The sequence below is a fragment of the bacterium genome (assembly GCA_040755755.1).
Taxonomy (GTDB): domain Bacteria; phylum SZUA-182; class SZUA-182; order DTGQ01; family DTGQ01; genus DTGQ01.
In genome coordinates this window covers 1-9,653 of sequence record JBFLZW010000003.1, presented here as the reverse complement: position 1 = coordinate 9,653, position 9,653 = coordinate 1, and the positions used below count along the sequence as shown (strand labels likewise).

At 41.4% G+C, this 9,653-nt stretch carries 6 protein-coding genes; 5 read left to right on the top strand and 1 reads right to left on the bottom strand.

The features are described 5' to 3' along the window. Positions 1–208: 208 nt before the first annotated feature. Complete coding sequence (gene wecB, locus AB1611_01875) at positions 209–1,315, top strand: UDP-N-acetylglucosamine 2-epimerase (non-hydrolyzing) (GenBank protein MEW6378335.1); 1,107 nt, start codon at positions 209–211, stop codon at positions 1,313–1,315. A gap of 618 nt (positions 1,316–1,933) precedes the next feature. Next, positions 1,934–3,238 carry a fibronectin type III domain-containing protein gene (locus tag AB1611_01870; protein MEW6378334.1) on the top strand — a complete coding sequence of 435 codons (1,305 nt, stop codon included), beginning with the start codon at positions 1,934–1,936 and terminating at the stop codon, positions 3,236–3,238. A 192-nt stretch (positions 3,239–3,430) separates the two neighbouring features. Here AB1611_01870 and AB1611_01865 read toward each other — a convergent pair whose 3' ends face one another. Beyond that, complete coding sequence (locus AB1611_01865) at positions 3,431–3,622, bottom strand: hypothetical protein (GenBank protein MEW6378333.1); 192 nt, start codon at positions 3,620–3,622, stop codon at positions 3,431–3,433. Between the two features lie 621 nt (positions 3,623–4,243). Here AB1611_01865 and AB1611_01860 point away from each other — a divergent pair. The 3 genes from AB1611_01860 (at position 4,244) to prsT (ending at position 9,547) form a co-directional block, all read left to right on the top strand. Next, positions 4,244–5,179: a PEP-CTERM sorting domain-containing protein gene (locus tag AB1611_01860; GenBank protein ID MEW6378332.1), complete on the top strand. Its 936-nt coding sequence runs from the start codon at positions 4,244–4,246 to the stop codon at positions 5,177–5,179. An 83-nt stretch (positions 5,180–5,262) separates the two neighbouring features. Next, positions 5,263–6,123, top strand: coding sequence for a hypothetical protein (locus tag AB1611_01855; GenBank protein ID MEW6378331.1), 861 nt, complete (start codon positions 5,263–5,265; stop codon positions 6,121–6,123). Between the two features lie 460 nt (positions 6,124–6,583). After that, the gene (gene prsT / locus AB1611_01850) at positions 6,584–9,547 is read left to right on the top strand and encodes an XrtA/PEP-CTERM system TPR-repeat protein PrsT (GenBank protein ID MEW6378330.1); all 2,964 of its coding nucleotides are present in this window, start codon (positions 6,584–6,586) and stop codon (positions 9,545–9,547) included. Positions 9,548–9,653: the final 106 nt, after the last annotated feature.

Here is a 9,653-nt window from a genome sequence, read left to right as displayed (position 1 = left end):
GAGGTTTCCACCCTATTCACAATCTCAACAACTAATTTCACTTGTTAACTATTTTATAAATTTATAATTTGGGGGTGGGGGAATTTTCGGCTGTCACGGTGGGGGAATTTTCGATTGACATTACCAGTTGACCATATCAGGTGTTATCAACTTCTGCTTGGCGAGTGATTTGTCTGAATACTTTTCTAATTAAGGAGTATCGTATTCTATGATGCATGTTCTTCATATAGTAGGTGCCCGGCCCAATTTTATGAAGGCAGCGCCAGTCATTGCTGCCTTGGGACAGCGAAGTGGCATCCGCCAGACTGTTGTTCATACAGGACAGCATTATGATGTCAATATGTCAGATATTTTCTTTTATCAGTTAGGAATCCCCAGAGCTGACATTAACCTTGGAGTTGGCTCAGGGACTCACGCACAGCAGACAGCCCAGATCATGATTCGCTTCGAGCCGGTAGTGGTAGAGAAAAAGCCTGATATAGTGCTGGTCTATGGCGATGTCAACTCCACGGTGGCCGCGGCTCTTGTATGTACCAAACTTGGTGTGGCCATCGGACATGTCGAGGCAGGCTTGCGCTCCTTTGACCGTACTATGCCTGAAGAGATCAACCGGTTACTGACCGACCAGATGGCGGATATTCTCTTCACTCCATCAGAGGATGGAAATGAGAACCTGAAAAGGGAGGGAATCCCCAGTGGAAAGGTTCATCTTGTAGGCAACGTCATGATTGATACCTTGCTGAGGCTTTTGCCCAAAGCGGACCATGAAGTAGTGCTGAAGGAATTTGCCATAAATGGATATTTTTGTCACCCCGGATCCTATGCTCTCGTCACCCTGCATCGGCCTTCAAATGTAGATGACCCCAATATGCTGGCCAGCATCATGAAGACCCTTCAGGAGATTAGCCAGTCCCTTTTGGTGATTTTTCCAATTCATCCCCGCACTCAGCACAGGCTGCAAAGTTTGGGCATTACTATTGACAGCTCACGCCTCAAACTGATTGAGCCGGTTGGCTACTTACAGTTTTTGGCACTGCAGCAGCAGGCACGGATAGTTATTACTGACTCAGGGGGTATCCAGGAGGAGACAACCTTCCTTGGTATACCCTGTCTGACAGTGAGAGAGAATACTGAGCGTCCGATTACTACCACCATTGGCACGAATGTGCTGGTTGGACAGAACATGACCCGACTTAAAGAGGAGGTGGATGGAATCTTATCCGGGAAAGGTAAAAAAGGCTCGGTTCCTCCACTCTGGGATGGTAAGGCGAGTGAGCGTATTGCTGCCGTTGTTGAAAGATGGGCTGGCTTATGATAGATAAATTTTTCCTGAACATATTTATAGAGTTGAAAAGCCGTAATGACCATAGGTATTCTTCGATGAGAAGTAATTGTATACTGTGGCTGTTTACGGTCATATCCACTGCGCGAAGGATTGACTCAGTTGGATTTATAATGCACATACCTCGCAAGTACCATCCGGCCTAAAACTCAATTGCACTATCTTGCCACGTATGTATCTTGATGTGTACTGAGAGCAGCATTTCCCTCCACCCTCTTATATTATAAATGCCGAAATACTTATAGGATGAATAACTGAAACTGTCGAGCTTGCTGCTATCAGCTATAATCCGACATCAATAAAAAGAGGAATGCTGGTAATTATCAAGATCAAATAATCCGATTGTTAATCTTTGCTCTTGTGAGTAATTATCTTCTGATTTTGTAACTACTCAGATAGATAGACTGTAGGCATTTAGGTTGTTAGGAAAAGACAATGCGTTCCGACCTCAAGAAAGGCTTTTAGACTAACAGACTAACAGTCTGAGTAGCTACCTGATTTTTAAGATTGGGTAAGTTCTTTCACTATTATTAGGTGAGCTCTATTTCAGACAACCAACTTTAAGGAATAATAAAAAAATGGGGGATAGTCATGAATATAAATGGCACAAGATTTCTTGGGAAAATTATGCTGGCAGGAATTTTATATTTTTGCCTTTTGAATCCAAGCAGGGCATTGAGTGATATATGTCCACGGAGTATTCCACTTGCCTGGGATGCCAATAGCGAAGACGATGATCTTGCTGGATATTGTATTTATTATAAGGTAGACTCTTCCAGCAGTTACCCTGAGTGCATTAAAGTTAACCGTGATACCACCAGTTATACGATTCAAGAATTGGACTCTGGAGAAACGTATGTTTGTTGGATCACTGCTTATGATAACGTGGACCTCGAAAGTGAACCCTCAGATGAATTGATATGTCGAATCTGCTACCAAGATAATGATAAAGATGGCTATGGGAATCCTGATATTGCTATACAAGAGTGCACACAAACTGGCTCTTGCCCATTAGGATATGTGGATAATGCTGATGATTGTAACGATGACAATTTTAATATTAAGAATATATGTATCGAAGTCCATATATACCCTGGACAGAGCATTCAGGCAGCAATCGAGGCTGCCCATGATGGTGATGTGATAATTATTCACGAAGGGATTTATCATGAAAAGATTAATTTTAAAGGCAAGGCCATTACCGTGAAGAGTGCGGATCCGAATAACCCGGATGTAGTTGCTGCGACGATAATTGATGGAGGGGGGAGCGGAGTTGTTATTACTTTCAATACTGATGAAGAAAGCGATTCGATTCTCAGTGGAATTACTGTGCAAAACGGTAAAGGTAGTATGGGCGGTGGAATTTATTGCACCTCTTCTCCGGTTATTACCAACTGTACTATCACTGGAAATTCAGCTAAATATGGTGGTGGTATTTGTTGCATGGGTTCCTCAGCAGCTATTAAGAATTGCAATATCAGTGAAAATTCGTCTACCTGGGTCGCTGGTGGAGTTTATTGCGGGTTTTCGTCATCAGCCATCACCAGCTGTACCATTAGTAAAAACTCGACGCTGTATGATGGCGGTGGGATTTTGCTTGTGCTTTCCTCATCGCCAGTCAGTGACTGCAACATCACTGAGAATTCTGCTGGGTATGATGGTGGTGGAATTTACTGCCTTGACTCTTCTTCAAGTATAACCAACACCCTTATTCATGGTAATTCGGCTTCATCGATGGGGGGAGGGATTTACTGCTCATCTTCAAATGACTTGGTCGTAACTAAATGTACTATTGAAAGAAATTCAGCTGACTCCGGCGGTGGAATTTATCTCGACAATTCGTCTCCAACTATCACGGATTGCCTCTTTCGGGAAAACTCACCAGGAGATTTTTAACCCTGCAATGCTCGTTTCAGTACAAGGTGATTCCCTAACTGTTTCATTTTCCGTTCAGTATGTAAAATGCAGGCACGATAGTTCCTGAGTCGAATCCATCGCACCTGTTCGATAACAGCCTGAGAATCACAATCTCACAAAGATCCTTAATGTTAGTACGACTTCCAGGAGAATGTTATAGCGGTTTGAGGCTTAATAGCATTGCCCTTTGGGAGATCGGGCATGGATACGTGCCAGATCTATATTGATATCCGTCTCATCAAGATCAAGCTCTTTGTTTCCATAGTTCTCATCTTTACATTGTATTCTTTGTATTCTCTGCGCTTTTGCTGGCCCCCCTTCCACTTCACGGTAAGAAATGAAGCCAATAACCAGCAGTTTCATGGGGTGCTTGAAAGTCTTACAGGTAATATGAGGATGGGTTAAAATTGTAGTAAGTTACTACACTTTGTACCCTATATATTAATAAAACTTATTAAGTTACTGTAGGTTACCTATATAAAATGAACCTGTAGCCAAAGGCTACATATTCTTAGATAATTTAGGTTTGAGAATGGTTAATAGCCTTAAATATCAGGTAATTAGGAAATGGCATTTAAAATGCATTAATCTTAAAAAAAGGTAATTAGAATCATAGTAATCGTTCAGCCTTTCGCCATGCCGAGCTACCATAAGGAAGAGAGGAATGTTGACCTTACATAACCAGAAGGTAATATTTTCCCCACCTCATTCCTTAAAAATAGTTCCTTATCTCTAAGCAGGCGGGATAGGTTTATGAAAAACGTTAGGTAGCAAGGAAAAGAAAGTCTCTATAGTTAAGTTAATATTGTCAATTTATTAAAACAGGTCGCTCTCATTTATTAGACACCATCGTTATAAACAACGAAATAAAGAGACGCTCATGAAGTCGAAAAATACAGTCATCTTTCTTCGGGAATTCTCCATTCCGGTGTCATGCTGTATGAGAGCGAAACAGATAATAGCTTAGTGAAAGGAGTAAGATACATGAATAAAAGGATATTGTGGATAAGAAACGCTGTATTTTTATGCATTATTCTAATTTTGGGGGGTGCTCGACTGAGTTGGGCAATACAGATCGAGTATGTATCAGGTGTGATTTATGCTGAGACAGGTACAACATTCAATGGAAACTATGTGAAGTCTGCAACTGGTTGGGAGGCTTCAGGAGGAGTTAGCACTGATGATGCCATTTTTGCAGGCACTAGCGCTTACGGATATGGACAGGCAAGTGGATATAAGATCAATGGTCCATTAAATAATGACAACCACGCCAGATTCATTCTTCATTCAACGGCCCAAAGTGCAGCCGGAGATGAAGGCATCGCTTATGAGACCTATGCCATAGTGAGAAGTGGAGTGAATCCAGGCGATATGCTTAAATTTGTGTTAACTCCCGGTCCTGGTGAGGATTACGGCATGGGTGTGGAATTAACAGCAGAGGCTGTGCTCTCAGGGACAATAAATAGCGGGGGGTTGGCTGGTTATATGCCTGGACTTTTATCAGGGACAGCAGAAATAGATTTTACTTTTGAAATATATGCGGACCCGTCAGAAGACGCAGTCATGAGTTTTTCGCATTATAATACATTAACCTCTGACGGGAGAAACAATACAACTGGGAGACCGACATTGACAGAATCCGTTGGACTGCCAGGTTTACTCGGTACCAAGGTAGACAATACTACCTTTAACATAGGTGATTCCATCTATGTATATTTCGCTCAAATTGCCAGAGCATCTGTGTCAGGGGATTACCAAAGCAGCGCCAGTGCCTATGCTGTTCAATCGACTTCGATAGCTATTCATGCAGACCCTACTACTACACCAGTACCAGAGCCATCAACCTTGCTTCTTTTAGGTATCACTCTCGTTGGAATTTTTGGTGTTATTACTTTGAAAATCGGCTCACTCTCGAAATGAGATCAGAATAATTAACGTGAATTCGACATGGTAAAAACAGGGTCGGCTTTTTATCTATGGGGAATATTGAGGGGGTAATTATTATGGATAAAAGAGTATTATGGATAGTCTTTATTATATTTGTATCTTCTATTGTATTCTTTTCGGGTGCTCGACTGGGATGGGCAATTCAGATTGATTATATATCAGGTGAAATTTATGCTGAGACAGGCACAACATTCAAAGGAACTTATAAGTGGTCTGCAAGTGGTTGGGAAGCTTCACGAGGGGTAAGCACTGATGATGCCATTTTTGCAGGCACTAGCGCTTACGGATATGGACAAGCAAGTGGAGATAAGATTGACAATCCATTAAACAATGATAATCATGTTAGATTCATTCTTCATTCAACGGCCCAAAGTGCATCCGGAGATGAAGGCATCGCTTATGAGACCTATGCCATAGTGAGAAGTGGAGTGAATTCAGGTGATATGATCAGATATAGGTTAAACCCAGACCCTGGTGAGGACTACGGCATAAATGTAGAATTAACAGCAGAGGCTGTACTTTCTGGGATATTAAATAGTGGGGGGTTAACTGGTTATATGCCCGGCCTTTTATCAGGGACGGCACGAGTAGATTTTGCCTTTGAGATATATAAGGATCCGACAGCAGCCCCAGTCATAAGTTTTTCATATTCTAATACGTTAACCACTGACGGGATAAACGATCGCACGAGAAGGCGGACATTGGAAGAATCCCTTGGACTGCCAGGTTCACTCGGTATTAAGACAGATAATACTACTTTTAAAACAGGTGATTACTTTTATGTAAAGTTAGCTCAAATTGTAAGAGCAACTGTGCCAACGGATGTGCAAAGCAGCGCCAAAGCCTATGCCTATACTGTTCAATCTGATATTATTTCGATAGTCATTGAAGCAGAACCAGTTATACCGATACCATAGCCATCATTGTTACTTCTTTCACTTTCTCTTGTTTAGATACCATACTATTGTAGGTGGGGTATATGGAGGTAAATAAACCTCTACTTTTAGAACAACAGAAAGAGACTGTCATGAAGTTAAAGAATAAATAGAGCCATCTTCTTGGGATCGTCCCGTTTCGGTGTCGCTGTTATATAATATATAAAGAGCGACAGTTGTAGGGAAAATAATCTACAGTATATTTCTTTATTCTTTTTTTTAAAGCCCTCTCTCTGGCTGAGTTCTCCATCCAGAAGGGGGCAATTGTATATAACCCCCCGTTTACTTCTTTCGTTATGATCCAATATCCAGCAACTAATGAAAGGTCTTGACCTCCCTTACCGAATATGATCCACTTGAGCCGTAAAATTAAGATCTTGTGTTTGTATAAAACGATAAGGGGTATATAATAAATTTACAAAATAAGGAAAGGTAATTGATTATGCTATGGTTAAATCTTATTGCTGAATTTACGGAAGATTATAAAATATTATTAAAAAAATATAATTATAAATACAGCAACATCCATAAACATAACAATACCGGCAGTAGTATAGCAATAAAAGTTAAAAAATTGCTCCTTATTTCTACAGTATGCTGGTTATTTGCCTTAATCCCTGCACTTGGCGGCTGTAGAAAGACAAAGCAGGAACATGTGACCGAGGGAGTAAAATTTTTTGAACAGAAGAACTACAACGCTGCGACTATTGAATTCAAGTGCGCACTCGATATGGATCCGAGTGACTATTCTATCCGGCTTCAACTGGGGGAAACGTATTTCCTTACGGGTAAATTGGATAATGCCATGCAGGAGTTGAAGCAAGTCATTGACAAAGATCCTGGTAACAGCAAAGCTCATTTTTTATCAGCTTCTATCTATCTGGCTGAAAAGAAGTTCGATAATGCATTGAAAGAAGCAAAGACCGCCCTGGAGCTCAATAAGGGAAAAGAGCAGGTTGAGGGGATAACAGAAGTAAAAGGGTCCCAAATACATAATTTGCTTGGTCAAATCTATATTGCAATGAAGAATTTTAACCTGGCCAACTCACATTTTGATAATTCCCTGAAATTGGATCCCGATAATATCCATGTGTTAATCAATCTGGGCGGTCTGTACATGGAGATGAAAAACTATGTCGATGCCAAAAAGACCTTTGAAATGGCCAGAGATAAATCACCCAAGGATATCAGGCCATATCTGGCTTTGGGGCGGTACTACTACCTGTTGAAGGAGTACCAGGAAGCAGAAAACCAGTATCGGCAGACTTTAAAGATAGACCCTTCTTCGCTTGAGGCTATGGCTGCCCTAGGAGACATCTTTAATCAGCAGAAGAAATTTGATGAAGCTATTAAACAGGGAAGCCTGATTATTGAAAAGTTCCCCAAGATGCCTTTCGGGTATCATATGAGAGGTGGAGCTTATTTTGTCAAAGCTCAATACAGAGAAGCCATAGAAGACCTTGAAAAAGCCGTACAGATAAATCCGGGGGGAGTAAATTCCTATTATCTCCTTGGTCTGGCCCATTATCAGGTCAATAATAAGAACCAGAGTATCAGCGCACTGCAGAAGGCGATCGAATTGGATCCCAAACATATTGGCGCCCATACAATGCTTGCCACTATAAATCTCGAGCTTAACCGATATGAGTTTGCCATCAACGAGGCAGAAAAGGCTCTCGATCTGAGTCCTGATAATCCGTATCTGCACAATATTCTGGGAATTGCCTATATCAGCAGCGAGAAGATGGATAAGGGAATAGATGAGTTTCAATTGGCTCTGCAACTGGACCCCAATTTTACCATGACCCATCAGAACCTGGCTGCTCTTCGGAAAAAGGGTGAACAGAAAGATGATGTTACCAAGATTTACGAATCAGCAATCGCGATCAATCCCCAAAATCTGAAGCTCTATGTTCCTCTGGCCCTGGCCTATTTAGACCAGAATGCACCGGATAAGGCAATCAACATTTGTTCTGATGCCCTGAAGTCCAATCCCAAGCAGGGTGGGTTATTTTATAATATTATTGGCTTGTCATATCTTAAGCAGGGCCGTTTCGATAAGGCCAGAGAGAGCTTGAACAAGTCTCTGTCGGAAGATCCCAAATTCCTTACAGCCCAATTCAATCTTGCCAAATTGGATCTCCTTGAAAGGGGACCTGCCAAAGCTATTGAAAGATATCAAGGGATATTAAAACAGTATCCCAGGAATATTAAAGCAATTATGGGACTGGCAGAAATTTATGCCAAAACGGGAGATAAAAAGGAAGAAATCAACAGGCTTCAGGAAGCTCTCTCCATAGATCCGAAACATCAGAGCGCCTTTGCCCGGCTGGCTCAAGTTTACTCCGAACAAGGTGATGTCAAGTCGATCATCGAACTGGCCAAGAAGGTTAGCTCTGTAATGCCGGACTCAAACCTGGCAGGTACCATTCTTGGTTCAGCATATTTAAAGAATAAGGAGTATGGCCTGGCTGTTGCGGAATTTGAAAAGATAGCCAAGGCTAATCCAAAGAGCATTGCTGCCCGGGAGCTCTTGATCCATGCTTATAATCTTAACAAGGAACATGATAAGGCCAAAGCCAAACTGGATGATATTATTTCTGAAAAACAGGTCAGCGGTGCTGCTGTTTTGAATGATCTGGCTACATTATCCTTAAGGATGGGGAATACCAAGGAGGCTATCGATTACCTTAATAAGGCTATAGATACAGATCCTAATCCCGATCTTGAAAAGACATACTTAAGGCTTTACTCGGTTTATCAGTCATCAGGCCAGGCTGAATTGGCTTGCAATACTCTGGAAAAGGGCATCAAGAAACTACCTGATTCTTTAAATTTGAGGGTAAACCTTGGAACTGCTTATAATCGACAAAATAAACCTGATCAGGCGATAGATCAATATCAATATATCCTTAATAAAATAGATCCTAAGAACAGTTATGTAAGCCTCTTTTTGGCGAGTACTTACGTAGATAAAAAAGACTATGGAAAGGCGGAGGATTTTTATAAGAAGTCTATTCTATTAGACCCTAATAATGCCAGAGCTCTTAATGATCTCGCCTGGTTCTATGCTGACCGAGAACAAAACCTGGATCAATCTCTCGAACTTGCACAGAAATCGGACAAACTGAATCCTGGTAATCCAGCCGTTATTGACACCATTGGCTGGGTATATTTTAAAATGGGGAAATTCAATCAGGCTGTAGATAGGTTCAATCAAGCTGCTACTCTGGATAAAGAAAATCCATCCATAAGGTTTCATTTGGCCTTGGCCTTATTCCGCCAGGGAGAAAATGCAAAGGCCACAGTTGAATTAAATAAGGCACTATCGAATCAAAAAGAATTCCCTGAGAAAAAAGACGCTCAAGAGTTGTTGGGGAAAATAACTAAGTACAGGTCGCCATAAATACGCGACCACATAGAAAACAAAAAGAGGTTCGGACATGGTAAAATATCCTTGGTACCAGAGAAGAGGTATCAAAAAAGGTCTGAAAGGAGTGATTATCATGCCA